Consider the following 16038-nt stretch of genomic DNA (forward strand, 5'->3'; position numbering starts at 1 on the left):
TAGGCAGTAGGCAGTAGGCAGTAGGCAGTAGGCAGTAGGGTTGGACCGTCGTTGTACCGGTTCGGTTTCGCTGCTGCCCTATTCCCTTACTGCCCTGGCCACGTGGCCGACAACGCCGTGCTCCGTCAGCTCTGCCAACGCCAGCGACTGGTCGAGATGTTCGGCGCGCCAGGCAAGCAGCCTTTCGGCGAACTCCAGCCGCACAGCCACATAGTCAGGATCGGTGGCCAGGTTGTTCAATTCACCCGGATCTGTTTCCAGGGCGAACAGCAGTGGCGGCAGGTTGCCGCCGAAATGCACATATTTGAATTTTTCCGTGCGGATGACGGCGAGGTTGCATTGGCGTGAGGCGATGCCGAAATGGCGTTCGGCCTCGCCTTCGGCGATCGAACGGAAATCGAACTCCCAATGCGCCGCATCGCGCCAGTCAGCAGGGCTCCCGCCGCTCAGGAATGGCTTCAGCGAGGTGCCGTCGAGGTGCGGTGCGGGGTCTTCGCCGAGCAGGTCGAGCAGTGTCGGCACAATGTCCACCGCCTCGGTGAAGCGATCGACGCTGCCGCCGGCCGCCTTGCCATGGCTGGGGTCGCGGATGATCAGCGGAATGTGGTAGCTGCCGTCGAAGTAGCCGCCCTTGCCCAGCATGAAATGGTCACCCATCATCTCGGCATGGTCCGAGGTCAGCACGATGATGGTGTCGTCCCACGCGCCAGCGTCCTTGACCGCCTGCCAGATGCGGCCGAGCTGCGCGTCGACCTCCGAGATCATGCCGTAATAGATCGCCCGGATGCGGCGGAAGTCGTCCTCGCTCCAGTCATATACCTTGCCACGGGCGTCGGGGCGGAATTTTATCTGTTTCTGCCGGCCGAGATCATAGGCGAGGTAGGGGTGGCTCAGAGCCTCCTCCTGCCAACTCGCCGCCCGCCGGAAGGCCGGGCCATCGGCAGGTTGATACATCGTGTTGTAGGGTTCCGGCACGATGAAGGGCGGGTGCGGGCTGATGAAGGAAAGATGCGCGAACCACGGCGCGGCGTCGTCCTGCTCCCCAAGCCAGCGCGTGAATTCGCCGGTCAGGAAGGCGGCCGGAGTCTCGTCGCTGGAGTAGACGGGCGGAACGTTGCTGACAGCGCCGGCCTTGTCGCCGTTCACCGGTCGGTGGATGTCGGGAGATCCGGCGCTGACATCGATACCTCGCTGCTTCAGCCAGGACAGCCACTGTTTCTGATGTTCGGGCAGCAACTGGCGCACGGTAAAGCCCGGCAGCACGCCCTCATAGCTTTGCAGCCGCGGGTCGCCCGGCGCCAGCAGGCGCGGGTCGAGCGAGACGTCGGTGTATCCGAACAGCGTCGGATCATAGCCGAGGGCGCGCGCGTGCAGCGCGATGTTGCCGTGACGGGCGTCGAGCGGCGTGCCATTGCGGCAGACGCGGTTGTTCATCTGGTAGAGGCCGGTGTAGAGGCAGGCGCGGGCCGGCGAGCAGGGCGCCGCACCGCCATAGTGCCGCTTGAACAGCACACCCTCCGCGGCCAGTGCATCGGCATTCGGCGTCTGTACAACCGGATGGCCCGCGGACGACAGACAGTCGCCGCGCCACTGGTCGCATGTGATCAGCAGAATGTTAGGCCGCCTGGCTTTTCCGGTCACGCGCGATACCTTGTCCTGGGATGGTCGAACGCCGCTCATGGAACCGAATTCTGGCGCAGGCGCAAGTCTGTCTTGTGAGTCAATTGGTGAACAAGCCGCTTTCTGTTGTTCACTTTTACAGCACAGTCCATTCTGTGTTTGCCGCCTTTGCCTAAAGCGGTCGCGTCCTCATATTGGCGTGGACAGCGGCGAGGGCCGCACAAGCACCAAGGGAAGGAGCAAGACAATGCTCGACCAGATCAAGGGCCTGCATCACGTCACATCGATGGCCAGGGATGCCCGCCAGAACAATGAGTTCTTCACCAAAAAACTCGGGCAGCGCCGGGTCAAGAAGACCGTCAATTTCGACGCGCCTGATGTCTACCACCTCTACTACGGCGACGAGGCCGGGACGCCCGGTTCGGTGATGACCTATTTCCCGTTCCCCGACATCGGCAAAGGCCGGCATGGCGTCGGCGAAGTCGGCACCACGGTCTACTCGGTGCCGGAAGGCACGCTCGCCTACTGGGAAAAGCGTTTTGCCGATGAAGGAGTCACCGGCCTGTCGCGCGAAGAGACATTCGGCGAGAAGCGCCTGGCCTTTGCCGGACCGGATGGCGACGGTTTCGCGCTGGTCGAGGACAAGGCCGACAGCAGAGCGCCATGGGCGAAAGGCGGTGTTCCCACGGATGAGGCGATCCGAGGCTTTCATTCCGTGTCGCTCCGGTTGAAGGATGGCGGCGCCACTGAGGAGTTGCTGAAGTTCATGGGCTATGAGGAAGTCGACAAGTCCGGCAACGTCAGGCGACTGGCGGTGAAGAACGGCAACGGCGCTGATGTTGTCGACATCGAATCGCTGCCGGCTGCTGCCTTCGCCGATCTTGGCGCCGGCTCCGTCCATCACGTCGCCTTCGCCGTCGAGAATCGCGCCAAGCAGCTCGAAGTGCGCAAGGCATTGATGGACACCGGCTATGGCGTGACGCCGGTGATCGACCGCGACTACTTCTGGGCGATCTATTTCCGCACGCCAGGTGGCGTGCTGTTCGAAGTCGCCACCAACGAGCCGGGTTTCGATCGGGATGAGGACACCGCTCATCTCGGCGAGGCGCTGAAGCTGCCGACGCAGCATCAGCACCTGCGGCCCTATCTCGAACAGCATTTGCAGAGACTGGAAGGCTGAGGCTATGAGCAAGGACGCTTACATCCACAAGCTGCTGCCCGGTTCGCCGGGCGGTCCGCTGCTGTTCGTCTTCCATGGCACGGGAGCCGATGAGAACCAGCTTCTGTCGCTGGGGCGCGATCTCGCGCCCCAGGCAACCATCATCTCGCCGCGTGGCGATGTGTCCGAACAAGGTGCCGCGCGCTTCTTTCGCCGCACCGGCGAGGGCGTCTACGACATGGACGATCTGGCACGGGCGACGGACAAGATGGCGGGCTTCATCAAGGCGCATGTCGAGGCAGCCCATGTCGGGGCGGCAAAGCCGTCGGTCGTGCTGGGTCTCGGCTACTCCAACGGCGCCAACATCCTGGCCTCGGTGGTGTTTGCGGCACCGCTGCTGTTCGACGCCTCGGTGCTGATGCATCCGCTGATCCCGTTCGAACCGGAGGTCAAGGGCAGCCTCGCCGGCCGCCATATTCTGCTGACCGCCGGCAAGCGCGATCCGATCTGCCCGCCGAACCTGACGACGCGGCTCGAAGCCTATTTGCGTGCCGACGGCGCCGATGTCACAGTGGAGTGGCATGAAGGCGGGCACGAGGTGCGGCCAAACGAGATCGAGGCGGCGCGACGGTTCTTTGCCGGCGCTGCCCAAGGAGCATAGCGATGCCTGACCAACTGCCTGAGATCGAACTTGAGGATCGCGGTTCCAAGGGTCGCTATGTCCTGCGCGGGCCCGGTGGCGCCGAGGCCGAGATGACCTTCACCAAGATCGGCGAGCACCAGATCATCATCGACCACACCGAGGTGCCGGACGCATTTCGCGGCCAGGGTGCCGGGCTTCGGCTCGTCACCCGCGCCGTCGAGGATGCGCGCGCGGCAGGCAAGAAGATCATCCCACTCTGCCCCTTCGCCAACGCCCAGTTCCGCCGTCATCAGGAATGGGCCGACGTGCTGAAGCAGTAGGATTTTCGTCGCTCGGAAACGGCGCGGCAAGCGGCTGCCATCCCACCGGGACGGCTTTGGCATTTGCGCGGGTGGCACATCCTGCCTAAGTAGATATGGTGTATCTCAGCCCCCTTGCCGACAAACGAACCGAATGATCCCCCTATGACCGAAACCGACCTCGTTCCCGTCTTCGACGGCCACAACGATACGTTGCTCAGACTCTACCAGTCGAAAGACACGGACGTCGAAAAGCTGTTCATCGAGGGGAAATCGGGCGGCCATATCGACCTGCCGCGTGCCAAAGCCGGTGGCTTTGCCGGCGGCATGTTCGCCATCTTTCCGCCGCCAGTCGAGAAATCCAGGCGCAGCGCCGTGCCCCTGGCGCCGAGCGCTGCCGAGCCGCTGCCGCCCGAGGTTCCACACAGTGACGCGCTGACCTCGACGATCGGTATGGCCTCGATCCTGTTCAGGCTGGAGCGGGCGGGAGCGCTCACTGTCTGCCGCAGTGCCGGCGATGTGCGCAACGCCATGGCGCAGGGTTCGATTGCAGCTGTGTTCCACATCGAAGGGGTCGAGGCGATCGATCCCGAGCTCACCATGCTCGACGTGCTGCATGCCGCCGGCCTACGCTCGCTCGGCATCGTCTGGAGCCGGCCGAATGCTTTCGGCCACGGCGTGCCGTTCCGCTTTCCGTCCTCGCCCGACACCGGGCCCGGCCTGACCGATGCGGGCAAGGCGCTGGTCAAGGCCTGCAACCAGCTGAAGATCATGATTGATCTCTCGCATCTCAACGAGAAGGGCTTTCGCGATGTCGCCGCGCTCAGCGATGCGCCGCTGGTCGCCACCCATTCCAACGTGCATGCGATCTGCGGGCATTCGCGCAATCTCACCGACTGGCAGCTCGGCGCGATCCGCGAGTCCGGCGGCATGGTCGGGCTGAACTTCGCCACCGGCTTCCTGCGCGAAGACGGCCGCATGAATGCCGACACCAGCCTCGACATCATGGTGCGCCATGTCGATTCACTGCTGCAGGCTCTGGGTGAAGACGGCGTCGGCTTGGGCTCCGATTTCGACGGCGCCATGATCCCGGCCGTCATCGGCGACGTTGCCGGCCTGCCGAAACTGATCGATGCCTTGGCGGCACGGGGCTTCGGCCGCGCGCTGATCGAAAAGATTGCCTATCGCAACTGGCTGGGCATGCTCGAGAAAACGATAGGTTAGACCGCCTTATTGGAAGCCCATGCGCTTCAGCCAGTCCTTGCCCACACCGCGATCTCTGATGATCGGCAGCGGATTTTCGGAATCGAGCCTTGCGCAGATGCGGTAGACCTCGAGCGTCTCGGAAGTCATCTCGTCGCGCTTGTAGAAGAACATGGCGGCGGCATAGCGCGTGCGGCCCGACCATTTTTCGCCGAGCGGCGTGTTGACCAGCTCCCACTGTTCGGCGGCTTCCGCATCTTCTTGCGGCTTGTCGGCTTCGTCAGTCATGATCAGAAATCCGCAGGCGGATTGGCGGTGCGGCGGTCAAGCTTGATGAACGGCCGCGCCACCACCTTGGCCCGCTTCATCAGCTTCTGATACTGCAGCTCGCGCATGGCGTAGATCTCGACCCAGAGGTCTTCCACCATGGTATCACCGTACGGCCGCGCCAGCGAGGCGATGGCGATGTTGCGCTTGGCCATCGGCGACCACATGGCGGCGCTGACCAGGCCGACCTCCTGGTGCTTCTTGTGGTAGACGATGGCGTGTTCGGCCGGGATGTTGCCCTCGATCTCCAGCCCGACCAGCACATAGCGCAATTTGCGTTTCGCTCTCGCCTCGAGGATGGCACGGCGGCCATTGAAATGGCCCTTTTCCAGATCGATCATGAAGCCGAGCCCGATCTCGTCAGGCATGCGCAGGCGGTCGGCGCGGATGGCGTGCTCGGCGGTCGTGAAATCCGCATTGGCAACGATCAGCCCGGCCTCGAGACGGGCGCGGTTGAGCGCGTTGTAGCCGATGGCGCGGATGCCGCGCAGTTCGCCTGATGTCATCAGCCGGTCCCACAGGCTCAGCGCCTTGTCGGCCGGCACGAACAGCTCGTAGCCGAGATCGCCGGTGAAGCCGGTGCGCGAAATGCTGACTTGGGTGTTTCCCTGGGGGCCGCCATCATGCGGGAAGTCGGCGAGGTCGAATATTTTCAGCCTCTCGACGCCGGCGAAGCCGGCATCGCGCAGCACGGCAAAGGAGGTCGGGCCTTGCAAGGCGAGGCCGGCCACCGCCTCCGTCTCTTCCTCAACGGTCACATCGAAACCAATGGCGCTGTCGAGCAGCCATGGCAGATGTCGGTCTTGCGAACACAGCCGGAAACGCGTTGGCGAGAGCCGGAACAGCGTGCCGTCGTCGAGGACGAAACCTTCGTCGTCGCACCAGGCTGTGTAGTGGACGCGGCCGGGTCGGAGCTTGGTGACATCACGCAGCGTGACGCGGTTGAGCAAGGCTTCGGCGTCCGGCCCCTCGATCCGGTATTTGGTCATCGGCGAAATGTCGAACAGCGCCGCCTGGCTGCGGATGGCGAAATATTCGAGCTCCTCGTCCCACAGGGAGTGCGGGGCGCGGTAGCCGGCCCAATTGTACCAGTCCTGGGTTTTAGCCAGCGCATCGATGCGCGGCTGGAATGGCGTGCCCAGACGCAGCATCCGGAAATGGGATTGGGCGGCGATGCGGGCGGAAACGGCCGCGCTGACTGCCTTTGCAACGGGCTTCTTTCTGGTTGCCTGGGCCATGGCCTATCCCTTCATCGCAATGATGCGCCGCGCGGCGTTGAGGCCAGGCGCACCAGAGACGCCGCCACCGGGATGCGAGCCGGCGCCGGCTAGGAACAGCCCTTCGACCGGCGTGTCGTAACCTGACCAGCCGGAGACGGGGCGCGAGACCAGCATCTGGTCGGCCTGCAATTCGCCATGGTGCCAATGGCCGCCCTGCATGCGGTAGCGCGTCTCGATATCGGCCGGCGTCAACAGTACAGCATGGACCACGCTCTCGCTGATGCCGGGCGCGTAAGACTCGAGCTGCGTCATGATTGCCTTGAGGAATTTCGGCTTGCCGGCGTCCCAGCCTTCCTTGAGGGCGTAGGGTGCATATTGCACGACCGCCGACAGCACGCAGGCGCCGCTCGGCGCGAGCGACGGATCGGCGAGGCTGGGCAGCGTGATCTCCATAACAGGCTCGGGCGAGAACTCGCCATACTTGGATGGGTTGAAGGCGCGCTCGACGTGGTCGGGCGAGGCGGCGATGACCAGCCGGCCCGTGTGGCCGGCGGCATCGACACCGCTGAATTGCGGCGGCCGGTCGAGTGCCAGATTGAGCTTGGCCGCATCGCCCCTCATGCGGATGTTCTTCACCTTCCGCACGAAGCCGGTGTCGATCTCGCGCGGTCCGACAAGATCGAGGAAAGTCATCGCCGGATTGATGGCGGAGACGATCGTGTTGGCGCGCAGCACCTCGCCATTGTCGAGCGCGACACCGACGGCGCGGCCTTTCTCGACGATGATTTTTGCTACGGGCGCCGATGTGCGGATTTCGACGCCAGCCTTCTCCGCCGAGGCACGAATGGCGGCGACGACCGCGCCCATGCCGCCTTGCGGCAGGATCTGCGCGCCGGCCGCACCACCGGTCTCGCCGGCCAGCCGGTAGTAGAGACCAAGCAGCGAGGTCGGCGAGCGCGGGCCGAGGTGACTGCCCAGCGTCGCATCGAAGGCGAGCAGGCCTTTCAGCCTGATATCGGCAAGCTGTTCGTCGAGCAGGTCGGCAACGTTCATCAGCAGCACGCGCAGGAAGTCGCGCATGTCTTCTTTGCCAAGCTTTTTCAGCGCCAGCGCGATCTGGCCGAGTGAAGCGGTTTCCAGCAGCGATATGCCGGCGAGATCGGGTGGCCGGCGGGAGAGAAACGGCTTCAGGATGCCGGCATAGCGCAGCAGCTGCCCGCGCAGGTCCTTCCAGGCCGATTGCTCGGACGAACTGGCGCCAGTCAGCACCTCGCCATAGGCGCCATGCAGGACAATCGGCGAGCCGTCTTTCGACAGCGCCACCGACGGCATGAAGTCGGCGCGCGCAAACCGCAGCCCGCGCTTTTCCAGCTCCAGCGTCTTCACCACATCGGGATGCAGCCGGTTCAGCAGATGGGCAATGGAGGATGCGCGAAAGCCGGGCGCGAATTCCTCGGTGCGCGCGGCGCCGCCGACTTCGCTTCCGGCCTCCAGCACCAGCACCTTGCGGCCGGCTTTGGCCAGCGTGGCAGCAGCGACGAGGCCATTGTGGCCGCCGCCAATGACGATGGCATCAAATGACGTCATGGGCCGGGCTCATGTGGGAGGTCGACTTGGCAAGATCGCGCAGGATTTCCGCCGCGGCGTTGCGGCCGGGCGCGCCCATGACGCCGCCGCCCGGATGGGTCGAGGAGCCGCATATATAGAGCCCGCCGACCGGTGAGCGGTACTGCGCGTAGCCCGGCACCGGCCGGTTGAACAAAAGCTGGTCGAAGGTCAGTTCGCCCTGGAAGATATTGCCCTCGGTGAGGCCGACCTCGGCCTCGATCTCGCGCGGCGTGCGCACTTCCATGTGAACGATGCGATCACGGAAGCCAGGCGAATATTCAGCGATCTGCGCAATCACGCTTTCGGCAAAGCCGTCGCGGTCGGCATCGGTCCAGTCGCGGCCGTTCACCTTGGGTGGTGCGTATTGCACGAAGCAGCTCATGAAATGCTTGCCGGGCGGAGCCATGGTCGGGTCGAGTGTCGTCGGGATGACCATGTCGAGGAAGGGATCGGCCGACCAGCGCCCGGCCTTCCAGTCGTCATAGGCGCGCTCCATGCGCTCCATCGAATCGGTGAAATGCATGTCGCCGCGATAGACCGGCGAATCCTTCGGCAGCGCCGGGAATTCCGGCAGCGAATCGAGCGCGATGTTGACCTTGCCGGACGAGCCGCGGATCTTGAAGTTCTTCACCCGGCGCAGGAAGATGTCGGGCAGTTCCTTTTCCTCGACCAGCTTGAGGAAGGTGCGCTTCACATCGGCGTTGGAGACGACGAGCTTGCCGTAGATCTCCTCGCCGCCGGCCAGCACCACACCTTTGGCCTTGCCTCGGCTCACCAGCACATGGTCGACCTCGGCGCCGGTGCGGATGGTTCCGCCCGAGGCCTTGAAGGAGGCGGCGAGCGCCTTGGTGACGGCGCCCATGCCGCCGCGCGCATAGCCCCAGGCGCCGACCGAGCCGTCGACCTCGCCCATATAGTGGTGCAGCAGCACGTAAGCCGTGCCCGGCGACATCGGCCCGAGCGCGGTGCCGATGATGCCGGACAGCGCAAAGTTCGCCTTGATGACATCGGTCTCGAAATATTCGTCCAGGAATTCCGAGATCGACATGGTCCAGAAGCGCAGCGTCAGCGCCATTTCCTGCGCCGACAGTCCGGCGAATTTCTTGCCGAGATAGATGAGTTCACCGAGGTCGCGCGGCCGCAGGCTGGTGGGGTCGGGCGCGGTGCGCATCAACAGCGGCTGGATGAAGCGGCACTGCCGCGTCACGTCGCGGGCGTAGCGGTCATAGGCTTCGGCATCGCGCTTGGAGAAGCGGGCGAATTCGCGCCGGTGGGCATCGTGGTCGCGGTAGTTGGCGAGGTAGTCACCGTCGCGCGTGAACACCGCGCCGCCCTCATAGGAGATGACCTGCAGGCCGAAGCGCGGCAGTTCGAGGTCGCGCATGATCTCGGGGCGAAACAGCGAGCAGACATAGGAGCAGTTGGAGTAGAGGAAGCCCGGCGTCAGCTCGCGGCTGGTGGCGGCGCCGCCGACCCAGTCGTTCTTCTCGACTACCAGCACGTCGAGGCCGGCGCGCTGCAGGTAGCAGGCGTTGACAAGGCCGTTGTGCCCGCCGCCGATGATGATCGCATCCCAAGCTTTCATTTTGGCCCAGTCTTCATTCTGACCCGCCCTTCATTTTTGCGTGATCTGTTCCCCGAATGCGCGGAATTTGGCACGACATCAGCCATTCTGTCCAGCCATACTGAATGAATGTTCAACAAATGGTGTTGCTTTTTCTCATCCTTGAGATACGCTTTGCCGGCATTCGAAAGTACTCAAATCGGCTGACGGGGCCGAGGTGCGATGATCGAAACGGCAGACGCCGAGCCCGAGTATGACGACATCGCCATCCGCTTCCTCGAGGCGCTGTGGGGCGATGGTTATCTGTCGCCGGGCGGACCGGACGAGGTCGACCGGGTGGTCGAAGGGCTTTCGCTCAAGGGCAAGACCGTTCTCGACATCGGTTGTGGCTCCGGCGGCATCACGCTGCATCTGGTCGAGCGCCACGGCGCCGCCCACGCCACCGGCTTCGATGTCGAACAGCCGGTGATCGAAACGGCGAGACAGCGAGCCGCGGCGCGTGGGCTCGCGGATCGTGCGAGCTTCATCCAGGCGTCACCGGGATCGCTGCCCTTCGCCGATCGCTCCTTCGATGTCGTCTTCTCCAAGGATGCGCTGCTGCACGTGCAGGACAAGGACGCGCTGTTTGCCGAAATCTTCCGGGTGCTCAGGCCAGGCGGCGTCTTTGCCGCCTCCAACTGGATGATCTCGCATGACGGCGAACCGTCACCCGAGATGAAGGCCTATATCGCGGCGGAAGGGCTGTCCTTCGCCATGGCATCGCCCGCGCGCTATGCGCAGGCCATGCGCAGCGCCGGCTTTGCCGATGTCACCGTCAGGGACCGCAATCCCTGGTATCGCGACGTCGCGCGCGGCGAACTCGAAAGGCTGAAAGGACCGCTCTATCCGATGGTCGCGGCCGCTGTTGGCGCAGCCTATGTCGACAAGAACATACGAACCTGGGAAGCCATGCAGAAGGTGCTTGACAGTGGTGAGCACCGTCCCACTCATCTTCGCGGGCGAAAGCCGGTTGGATAGCCGGCGATGCTGGAGACCATCAGACCCATGAAGACTTCAGTCGCCAAGGAAGCCCTCCTTGAATCGGCGCGGAAAAGCGAGGCCGAAAAGCGCGGACGCAAGGCCTCGAAGGAGGTCAGGCAGCTTCAGCTCATCGAGGCGACGATCGATTCCCTGGCCAAGCGTGGCTATTCGGAAACGACGATGGCCGACGTCGCCGACGGTGCGGGCCTATCGCGCGGCATCGTCAATTTCCATTTCGAGAGCAAGGAAAAGCTGCTCATCGCGACCTTGCAGCATATGTATGACGAGTATTCGGCGCACTGGCGCAACGCCTTGCAGAAGGCAGGCGATGACCCCGCCGATCAGCTTCACGCGCTGGTCTCCGCCGATTTCGATCGGTCGATCTGCAACAAGCGCAAGCTGGCCGCCTGGTGCGCCTTCTGGGGCGAGGCCAAGTCGCGGCCGACCTACCAGGCGCTGAGCAGCGCGCGCGACGCCGTCTATCAGACCATCTTCATCGACCTGTGCGCGACGCTCAAGCAAAGCGGCTTCTATGCCTATGAGCCGCAGGTCATGGCGCTGGCGCTTAGTGCGATGCTGGAGGGGCTGTGGCTGCGGTTGATGATGGGGACCGAGGACACCACCCGCGAGAGCGCCTTGCAGGCAGCCAATGAATTCCTGTCGGTGGCCTTCCCGAAGCACTATCCGTCGAAGGCGGCCGGCGCCACGAAACCATAAGAACACCAGAACAGACAGAGGATGGAACAATGAAGAAACTGACCCGACGCCTGACATTGACCCTGGCGCTGACTGGTGCGCTGGCGGCTTCGGCCGCGGCACTTGCGGTCGCCGCCGACAAGGACCTGATCGTGTTCGACTGGTCCGGCTATGAGGACCCCAGCTTCCATCCGAAATATGTCGAGAAGAACGGCGACTCGCCGACCTTCGCCTTCTTCGGCGACGAGGACGAGGCGTTCGAGAAGGTGCGCTCCGGCTTCAAGGCCGATCTCGGCCATCCCTGCTCGCAAAGCGTGGTGAAATGGCGCGAGGCCGGTCTGCTGCAGCCGCTCGACACGTCCAAGATCACGGGCTGGAAAGACCTCAATCCCGGCATCATGGCGATGAAGGATCTTGCCACCACATCGGACGGCAAGGCGTGGTTCATGCCCTGGGACTGGGGCAACACCCAGCTCACCTACAACACCTCCAAGATCGATGCCAAGGACGTGCAATCGCTGAAGGCTTTTGCCGATCCCAAATTCAAGGGTAGGGTGTCGATCGGCGACAATGTCGACGACGCCTATGCGCTGGCGAGCCTTGCCATCGGCCTCAGGGACTGGACGAAGATGACCGACGACCAATTCAAGCAGGCGTCCGATTTCCTGCGCCAGGTGCACAAGAACATCCGCTCCTACTGGACCGACACCACCGATGTCGTGCAGTTGCTGAGTGGCGGCGAGGTCGATCTCGCCTGGGCCTGGAATGACGCAACCGTGCAGTCGGTCGCCGCCGGCGTGCCGATCATGGCGAAGAAGGACACCGACGAAGGCATCTCGACCTGGGTCTGCGGCTATGTGCTGTTCAAGGGCGCGCCCGGCAACATCGACAAGGCTTATGACTACCTGAATGCCGTCAACGATCCGGAGACAGCCAAGGTGCTGGTCAAGGATTGGGGCTATGGCCAGGCCAACGCCAAGGGCATGGCCGGCGTCGACCAGGCGGTGCTGAAGGAAAAGGGCTATGACGACGTGCAGAAATTCGTCGACAAGACGCTGTTCCAATCGCCGGTGCCGTCCGACCTCAAGCTCAAGATGATCGCTGAGTTCGAGAAGATCAAAGCAGGGTATTGAGCCCTGTTCTGGGCAGCCCGTCTGCGCGCCGATCGGGTGGCAGTCGGGCTCGCCAAGTGAGCCGAATTCTCCTAACCTCGCAGCAGCTTTTTTCGCGATGGGGGAGTTTCGCGCCATGACGTCAGTGCTACGCCGCCTTGCCCTTGCCGCCGCGTGCATGATCGGCGCCGGTGCGGTCTATGCTTTCGCTGAAGGCGGCGGCGATCTCGTCGTGTTCGACTGGTCGGGCTATGAAGATCCGCTGCTGCACCCCGCCTACACCGCCAAATACGGCGCCGAGCCAACCTTCGCTTTCTTCGGCGACGAGGACGAAGCCTTCGAGAAGATGCGGGCGGGCTTCAAGGCCGACATCGCCCACCCTTGCTCGCAAAGCGTGGTCAAGTGGCGCGAGGCCGGCATGCTGCAGCCGCTCGACACCTCCAGGATAGCAGGCTGGAAAGACCTCAATCCCGGCATCATGGCGATGAAGGATCTGGCTACCACAGCCGACGGCAAAGCCTGGTTCATGCCGTTCGACTGGGGCAACACCTCGCTGCTCTACCGCACCGACAAAGTCACGGCTGAAGAGGCGCAATCGCTCAGGATTTTCGCCGATCCCAAGTTCAAGGGCCGCGTCACCATCGGCGACAACGTCGATGACGCCTATGCGCTGGCGAGCCTGGTGATCGGCCTCAAGGACTGGACCAAGATGACCGACGCGCAGTTCCAGGAGGCGTCCGCCTTCCTGCGCGACGTGCACAAGAACATCCGCTTCTACTGGACCGACGACACCGACCTCAACCAGGCCTTTATCGGCAATGAGGTCGATCTCGTCTGGGGCTGGAACGAGACCTTTGTCACGCTCAAAGGCCAAGGCATGCCGATCGCCATGAACCGCGACACCAAGGAAGGGATTTCCACCTGGGTGTGCGGCTATGTGCTGATGAAGGACGCTCCCGGTAAGCTCGATGAAGCCTATGAATTCCTCAGCGCCGTCAATGCACCCGGCGTGTCGGACTACATGGTCAAGACCTTCGGCTATGGCCATGGCAATGGCGCCGGCATGGCCGCGCTCGACCACAAGGTGCTGGTCGAGCGCGGCTTCGACAATCTCGACAAGTTTCTCGACAAGACCTTGTTCCAGCAGCCGGTTGCGCCGGAACTCAAGCAGCGCATGGTCGCCGAATTCGAGAAGATCAAGGCCGGCTATTGACGGGCGAACCGGAAAGAACCGATGTCGTCATCGTTGGCGCCGGCTTCACCGGCCTGTCGGCAGCGCTTGAGCTGAAGGCAGCCGGCATCGACTTTTTGTTGCTCGAAGCGCGCGACCGAGTCGGCGGGCGGGTCGAGTCCATGGAGATTGGCGACGGCGAGCGTATCGACAGCGGCGGTCAGTTCCTGTGCGAGGATATGCCGGCGCTGATGGCGTTGGTCGAGGAGCATGGCAAGACGCTGGTCGAGTCCTATGTCGACGGCGAATTTATCGCCCAGCCGGCCATGTCTGCCCGGGAGGCGGAACGAACCTATGTCGGCTCGATGGCGATCCGCGATCGCATGAACGCGATCGCGCCCGATGATCCTGATATCGCCGGCTTGTCGGTCGCCGCCTGGCTCGATCGCCAGGACGATCCCGAGGACGCCAAGGCAGTCTTTCGCTCGATGATCGAAGGTCTGTGGTGCCAGGCACTGGAGAAGCTGCCGCTTTGGCACCTCATCGACAATGATCGCCGCATCACCAACGAGGTGTCGGAGCTGCAATATTTTCTCGCAGAGACGATGCATTCGCTGGCGGAGGATTTGGCTCAAGATCTGGGCGCCCGGGTGCGGCTTGGCGCGCATGTCACGCGCATCGAGCAAGGCGCAAACGGCGTGTCCATCCATGCCGGCGCGGGTTGGATAGAGGCTCGTTGTCTGCTCGTCGCCGTGCCGCCGGTCATGGCGTCGAGGATCGACTATTCGCCGCCACTGCCGGCGGCCCTGGAGAAAGCACTCGGCGTCTGGCGGAGCGGTACGGTGATCAAGGTGCTGGTGCGCTACCCCACCGCCTTCTGGCGAGCCAAGGGCTTGAGCGGCATGGTGATGTGGCGCGACCAGCCGGGTTTGTTTGCCTGCGACGCCAGCAAGGATGACGATCATCCGGCGCTGGTGGTTTTCATTGGCGGTCCATCAGCCATCGAATGGCGTGGCTTTGGGCAGGAAGGCCTCCGCACCAGAATTGCGGCGCGTCTCGTTGCGGCACTCGGTCCAGAAGCTGCAGAATGGATCGGCTTTGCCGTCCGATACTGGTTCGACGACCAAGGCAGCGTTGGCGGCTACAGCGACCTCATCATCGACGTGGATGCGACCGACGCCGAGCATACCATCCTGGCCGGCGCGCCACCGGTGCATTTCGCCAGTTCGGAAGTGTCGCCGTCATTTCCAGGCTATGTCGAAGGCGCCATCGTTGCCGGTCGCATCGCCGCGCGCAAGATCATCGCGGGGCTTCAATCCGCCATCGCCACCAAAGCCTCGGGATCGTAGGCGAGGCGGATCGAGGTGCCGACCGGGATGTCGTCGGCGCCGAAATCGTTGGTCTCCGTCACCGACAGCGGCTTTTCCAGGCCCGGTATCTCGACGATCAGATGGGTGATCTCGCCGAAATAGTGGCGTTCGACCACCTTGCCGGCGACCTCGAACTTGGCCGTCGCATTGTCCCACAGGACGCGCAGCCGCTCCGGCCTGATGCCGAGCGTCGCGCCGCCGCCATTGCGCACGAAAGCCTTGGGCTTGTCGGTCTTGATGCGGCCGAAGCCCAGTGTGTCGACGAGCAGCGACGCGCCATCCTCCTCGACGATCTGCGCCTTGACGAAGTTCATGCCGCCGAGGAAGTCGGCGACCTGGCGGGTGACCGGCCGCTGATAGATTTCCTTCGGCGAGGCGACCTGCGCGATCCTGCCGCCGAACATCACGGCGATGCGGTCGGACATGGCGAGCGCCTCATATTGGTCATGGGTGACGAGCACGAAGGTGATGCCGACCGCCTGCTGCAGGCGGCGCAGTTCGACCTGCATCTGCTCACGCAGCTTCTTGTCCAGCGCCGACAGCGGTTCGTCGAGCAGCAGCACCTTGGGCCGCATCACCAGTGCGCGTGCCAGCGCCACGCGCTGCCGTTGGCCGCCGGAAAGTTCTGTCGCCAGGCGCTTGCCGAGGCCGGTCAGCGACACCTGCGCCAGCGCCTCCTCGACACGGCGCTTTTCCTCGCCGCCCTGCAGCTTCAGCCGCTTCAGCCCATAGGCGACGTTTTGTTCGACATTGAGGTGCGGGAAGATCGCATAGCTCTGGAAGACCATGTTGGTCGGCCGGCGGTTGGCGGGGATGCCCTCCATCGGCTGACCGCCGACGGAGATCGAACCACTGGTCGGATTGTCGAAGCCGGCGATCATGCGCAACAGCGTGGTCTTGCCGCAACCGGATGGGCCGAGCAACGAGAAGAACTCGCCTTCCCGGATGGTCAGCGAGGCGTCATCGAGCGCTTTGAACGCCCCATAGCTGCGGGTAACGTTCTTGATCTCGATCATGGATCGTTGC

The 16038-nt window shown here is 63.6% G+C and carries 15 protein-coding genes; 9 read left to right on the forward strand and 6 right to left on the reverse strand.

Annotation, left to right across the window (positions count from 1 at the left end; translation table 11 throughout):
• Nucleotides 1-78: 78 nt before the first annotated feature.
• The gene (locus HB777_33150; GenBank protein QND68990.1) at nucleotides 79-1641 is read right to left on the reverse strand and encodes an alkaline phosphatase family protein; all 1563 of its coding nucleotides are present in this window, start codon (nucleotides 1639-1641) and stop codon (nucleotides 79-81) included.
• A 226-nt stretch (nucleotides 1642-1867) separates the two neighbouring features.
• Between HB777_33150 and HB777_33155 the strand changes: the two genes are divergently transcribed.
• From HB777_33155 to HB777_33170, 4 genes are all read left to right on the forward strand, one after another.
• Nucleotides 1868-2800, forward strand: a complete 933-nt coding sequence (locus tag HB777_33155) for a ring-cleaving dioxygenase (protein ID QND68329.1) — start codon at nucleotides 1868-1870, stop codon at nucleotides 2798-2800.
• Between the two features lie 4 nt (nucleotides 2801-2804).
• Entirely contained in the window at nucleotides 2805-3440 is a 636-nt protein-coding gene (locus tag HB777_33160; protein ID QND68330.1) for an alpha/beta hydrolase, read from the forward strand.
• A 2-nt stretch (nucleotides 3441-3442) separates the two neighbouring features.
• Complete coding sequence (locus tag HB777_33165; protein ID QND68331.1) at nucleotides 3443-3742, forward strand: N-acetyltransferase; 300 nt, start codon at nucleotides 3443-3445, stop codon at nucleotides 3740-3742.
• A gap of 144 nt (nucleotides 3743-3886) precedes the next feature.
• The gene (locus tag HB777_33170) at nucleotides 3887-4945 is read left to right on the forward strand and encodes a membrane dipeptidase (protein ID QND68332.1); all 1059 of its coding nucleotides are present in this window, start codon (nucleotides 3887-3889) and stop codon (nucleotides 4943-4945) included.
• A gap of 6 nt (nucleotides 4946-4951) precedes the next feature.
• Here HB777_33170 and HB777_33175 read toward each other — a convergent pair whose 3' ends face one another.
• From HB777_33175 to HB777_33190, 4 genes are read right to left on the reverse strand one after another with little or no spacing between them, the layout of a single operon-like run.
• The gene (locus HB777_33175) at nucleotides 4952-5212 is read right to left on the reverse strand and encodes a hypothetical protein (protein ID QND68333.1); all 261 of its coding nucleotides are present in this window, start codon (nucleotides 5210-5212) and stop codon (nucleotides 4952-4954) included.
• Nucleotides 5213-5214: 2 nt separating this feature from the next.
• Nucleotides 5215-6489 carry an aminomethyl transferase family protein gene (locus tag HB777_33180; protein QND68334.1) on the reverse strand — a complete coding sequence of 425 codons (1275 nt, stop codon included), beginning with the start codon at nucleotides 6487-6489 and terminating at the stop codon, nucleotides 5215-5217.
• Between the two features lie 3 nt (nucleotides 6490-6492).
• Nucleotides 6493-8058, reverse strand: coding sequence for an NAD(P)/FAD-dependent oxidoreductase (locus HB777_33185; protein QND68335.1), 1566 nt, complete (start codon nucleotides 8056-8058; stop codon nucleotides 6493-6495).
• The gene (locus HB777_33190; GenBank protein ID QND68336.1) at nucleotides 8045-9664 is read right to left on the reverse strand and encodes an NAD(P)/FAD-dependent oxidoreductase; all 1620 of its coding nucleotides are present in this window, start codon (nucleotides 9662-9664) and stop codon (nucleotides 8045-8047) included. The genes HB777_33185 and HB777_33190 overlap by 14 nt, the downstream gene beginning before the upstream one ends.
• A 201-nt stretch (nucleotides 9665-9865) precedes the next feature.
• Here HB777_33190 and HB777_33195 point away from each other — a divergent pair, with 201 nt between their 5' ends.
• The 5 genes from HB777_33195 to HB777_33215 all read left to right on the forward strand — a co-directional run bounded on the left by HB777_33195 (nucleotide 9866) and on the right by HB777_33215 (nucleotide 14991).
• Nucleotides 9866-10660, forward strand: coding sequence for a methyltransferase domain-containing protein (locus HB777_33195; GenBank protein ID QND68337.1), 795 nt, complete (start codon nucleotides 9866-9868; stop codon nucleotides 10658-10660).
• Nucleotides 10661-10666: 6 nt separating this feature from the next.
• Nucleotides 10667-11380, forward strand: coding sequence for a transcriptional regulator BetI (betI, locus tag HB777_33200; GenBank protein ID QND68338.1), 714 nt, complete (start codon nucleotides 10667-10669; stop codon nucleotides 11378-11380).
• A gap of 29 nt (nucleotides 11381-11409) precedes the next feature.
• Complete coding sequence (locus tag HB777_33205) at nucleotides 11410-12492, forward strand: ABC transporter substrate-binding protein (GenBank protein ID QND68339.1); 1083 nt, start codon at nucleotides 11410-11412, stop codon at nucleotides 12490-12492.
• Between the two features lie 115 nt (nucleotides 12493-12607).
• Nucleotides 12608-13684 carry an extracellular solute-binding protein gene (locus HB777_33210; GenBank protein QND68340.1) on the forward strand — a complete coding sequence of 359 codons (1077 nt, stop codon included), beginning with the start codon at nucleotides 12608-12610 and terminating at the stop codon, nucleotides 13682-13684.
• On the forward strand, nucleotides 13681-14991 hold the full coding sequence (locus HB777_33215) for a flavin monoamine oxidase family protein (protein QND68341.1): 1311 nt from the start codon (nucleotides 13681-13683) through the stop codon (nucleotides 14989-14991). The genes HB777_33210 and HB777_33215 overlap by 4 nt, the downstream gene beginning before the upstream one ends.
• Here HB777_33215 and HB777_33220 read toward each other — a convergent pair.
• On the reverse strand, nucleotides 14955-16028 hold the full coding sequence (locus tag HB777_33220; GenBank protein QND68991.1) for an ABC transporter ATP-binding protein: 1074 nt from the start codon (nucleotides 16026-16028) through the stop codon (nucleotides 14955-14957). The genes HB777_33215 and HB777_33220 overlap by 37 nt on opposite strands.
• Nucleotides 16029-16038 lie beyond the last annotated feature (10 nt).

This window comes from Mesorhizobium loti, from assembly GCA_014189435.1.
GTDB lineage: Bacteria > Pseudomonadota > Alphaproteobacteria > Rhizobiales > Rhizobiaceae > Mesorhizobium > Mesorhizobium loti_G.

Bases quoted from the DNA above. Each gene is read 5' to 3' on its own strand.
- HB777_33155 (QND68329.1), top strand. From the start codon at position 1,868: ATGCTCGACCAGATCAAGGGCCTGCATCACGTCACATCGATGGCCAGG.
- HB777_33160 (QND68330.1), top strand. From the start codon at position 2,805: ATGAGCAAGGACGCTTACATCCACAAGCTGCTGCCCGGTTCGCCGGGC.
- HB777_33165 (QND68331.1), top strand. From the start codon at position 3,443: ATGCCTGACCAACTGCCTGAGATCGAACTTGAGGATCGCGGTTCCAAG.
- HB777_33170 (QND68332.1), top strand. From the start codon at position 3,887: ATGACCGAAACCGACCTCGTTCCCGTCTTCGACGGCCACAACGATACG.
- HB777_33175 (QND68333.1), bottom strand. From the start codon at position 5,212: ATGACTGACGAAGCCGACAAGCCGCAAGAAGATGCGGAAGCCGCCGAA.
- HB777_33180 (QND68334.1), bottom strand. From the start codon at position 6,489: ATGGCCCAGGCAACCAGAAAGAAGCCCGTTGCAAAGGCAGTCAGCGCG.
- HB777_33185 (QND68335.1), bottom strand. From the start codon at position 8,058: ATGACGTCATTTGATGCCATCGTCATTGGCGGCGGCCACAATGGCCTC.
- HB777_33190 (QND68336.1), bottom strand. From the start codon at position 9,664: ATGAAAGCTTGGGATGCGATCATCATCGGCGGCGGGCACAACGGCCTT.
- HB777_33195 (QND68337.1), top strand. From the start codon at position 9,866: ATGATCGAAACGGCAGACGCCGAGCCCGAGTATGACGACATCGCCATC.
- betI (QND68338.1), top strand. From the start codon at position 10,667: ATGCTGGAGACCATCAGACCCATGAAGACTTCAGTCGCCAAGGAAGCC.
- HB777_33205 (QND68339.1), top strand. From the start codon at position 11,410: ATGAAGAAACTGACCCGACGCCTGACATTGACCCTGGCGCTGACTGGT.
- HB777_33210 (QND68340.1), top strand. From the start codon at position 12,608: ATGACGTCAGTGCTACGCCGCCTTGCCCTTGCCGCCGCGTGCATGATC.
- HB777_33220 (QND68991.1), bottom strand. From the start codon at position 16,028: ATGATCGAGATCAAGAACGTTACCCGCAGCTATGGGGCGTTCAAAGCG.